We start from the raw sequence: 2190 nt of genomic DNA on the forward strand, positions 1-2190 counted from the left end.
CTTGTTCGGAGAATCCCTAGGCGTGCATGGTCAGCACGGTAGCTGTCATATGCCTTTACAGAAACCTCAGGGTGGAATCGAGTGGTCCGATAAGGGTTGTTGAACATGAAATGTTGCAGCGCTTCTTCTGGCATGTAGCGGCTGACCTGATTCAGCGAGAAACCATTACCTTTGCTCTTGGATATTTTATGCCCAGTCATATCTGTGAACAGGCCGTACCTCATCAGAAGTGGAGGTTGTACACCTAAGACCTTGCAGATATCACGCACCGTATTGGCTGAGTCTGTCAGGTCCTCGCCATGCATTTCAAAAGCGGTATTACGGTGGATCAATCGCATAGCCCAATCGGCTTTCCACTGCAATTTACAGTGACCGTCCAGTACAGAAACGGTGATGTTCTCGCCAATCGGTTCGTCTGCATAGTATTCCTGAGATGTGATGCTGTATTCTTCGCCAGGGCGATTGATCAGTAAGTCAGGTGGAATGGTATAGACAATCTCTCCACGGCTCAGATCCACGCTCTGGATGACAAGGTGTTCAATGACACGGCCAGAATGACGCGAGATGGGCATAAATAGGCTGTAGCTTTTTCTACGGTTCACCCCGAGGCGTGAGGCAATGACCTGATTGAGCGTGTCCATCTGCAGCAGGAATTTTCTGATCGTCGTGTTGTAGTAGCCCGACCGATAAAGTGAGCTGTTCTCAATTAATTGATAATCGAGTGTGTAAGGCGCTAATGCGCTGTCGAGACGCTTATTGATACCTGCTGATAGGCTGGACGCTTGCTGAAAGGGATCGGCTATGTCGCATAAAGGTACACCCAGGTAATTTTCAAGGGACACAGTCTTTGGGAAAGTCGCAGGTATCTTCCTTAATGCATCCATGTCGTCGGAGATAATAAACAGGCGAGTTTCTTTACCCGAAAGTCTTTCAAATGCTGTCTTCACAATGCTTACCCGCAGCACTTCACATAACGTGCCTATGTGGGGGAACCCTGAGGGGCCGAAACCTGCGCCCATTGCAACGATACTGTTATCGTCGGCAGTTCTTTCCTGAATTTTTTGGGCAATATGCTTCCACCACATGATGCGGACTCCTGTGTAACCAATCAGTAAATATGTTCGGTGCGATGACGCCCAGTTTGAGAGGGGTGCTCAAAGACATCAGGCAAGGCAAACTACCCAATCGATTGTCGGCACCGCAGCAGCTCTCTGATAACGGATCAGACTTTTAAGGATGAGGGGAGAATGTAAATGCAAATAAAATACAGCGGAGAAGGCTGCTCGCAGCGCGGCCATCAGCCGGAGCGTTGCCTGGGTGGGCATGTTTATTGAAGCGTGCGCAGGTGCGTATCAAAGGCATAGAAAGGTCACAACCAAACACTGGCAAATCTATTCTAAATAAATTTGCTTTCCTCTATTACTGATAGGTAACAGATAGTGAACACTCTGTACCCACCGCTCCTTGTAAGCATATGGCTCCCTGAGCCTGCTTGGAATTGCATGAGCGTTTTTCGTCGATCGATGCATTTCACGGAAATAAAATAGGTCACGTGCTGCCATCTGTCAAATTCCGCATTGTCTCGCGCTAATGACGATGCATGAATTAATAAGTTGTCGTTCTCATCACACCTTGATGCTCATCACGACTGCAAATAACTCAGACCGCAATAACCGCTGCAACCAGGCTCGCAGGGCAGGGTACAGACTTTGTTCGAACCACTCCGGATCAACAAAGCAAAACTGTCGTATGAAAGGGGCGATGGCGACGTCGGCCAGTGTCAGGTGTTCGCTGACCAGAAACCTTTGCGATTGCAGTCGGTGTTCCAGGATTTGCAGGAACACTTCACCCTGCTCGCGATAATGTTGCGGTGAGTGCTCGGGGTAGCGCACCGAATATTTATAGCGGTCCAGATGCAGCTTGAAGACCTCATCATTCTCTGTGATCAAAGCTGCGATTTGCGTTGGCCCTTGGGGATCATTCGCCAATAGCCAGTCATCAGGGTCTTGTTGGGCAAGTGCCCAGCGCATAATGTCCAGGCTCTGCTCGATCACCCAGTCTTCAAGCACCAGAACCGGGACGGTGCCCTTCGGCGATCGCTCCAGCATCTCGGCGGGCTTGGCTTTCAGGCTGACTTCATGGACATCCACCACGCAGCCTGCGTAATGCAATGCCATGCGTGCACGCATG

Annotated in this window: 1 protein-coding gene and 1 pseudogene; both read right to left on the reverse strand. The window is 49.9% G+C overall.

Going from position 1 to position 2190, the window contains the following annotated elements:
• Positions 1 to 1085 (reverse strand): annotated as a pseudogene (locus tag ALO43_RS22695) (aldehyde dehydrogenase family protein); the annotation flags it as partial.
• A gap of 540 nt (positions 1086 to 1625) precedes the next feature.
• Positions 1626 to 2189, reverse strand: coding sequence for a glutathione S-transferase (locus ALO43_RS22700; protein ID WP_054998100.1), 564 nt, complete (start codon positions 2187 to 2189; stop codon positions 1626 to 1628).
• Position 2190 lies beyond the last annotated feature (1 nt).

This window comes from Pseudomonas tremae (genome assembly GCF_001401155.1).
In the GTDB taxonomy this organism is placed as follows: domain Bacteria; phylum Pseudomonadota; class Gammaproteobacteria; order Pseudomonadales; family Pseudomonadaceae; genus Aquipseudomonas; species Aquipseudomonas tremae.

Coding starts and splice junctions, on each gene's coding strand:
- ALO43_RS22700 (WP_054998100.1), bottom strand. CDS start 2,189: ATGCGTGCACGCATGGCATTGCATTACGCAGGCTGCGTGGTGGATGTC.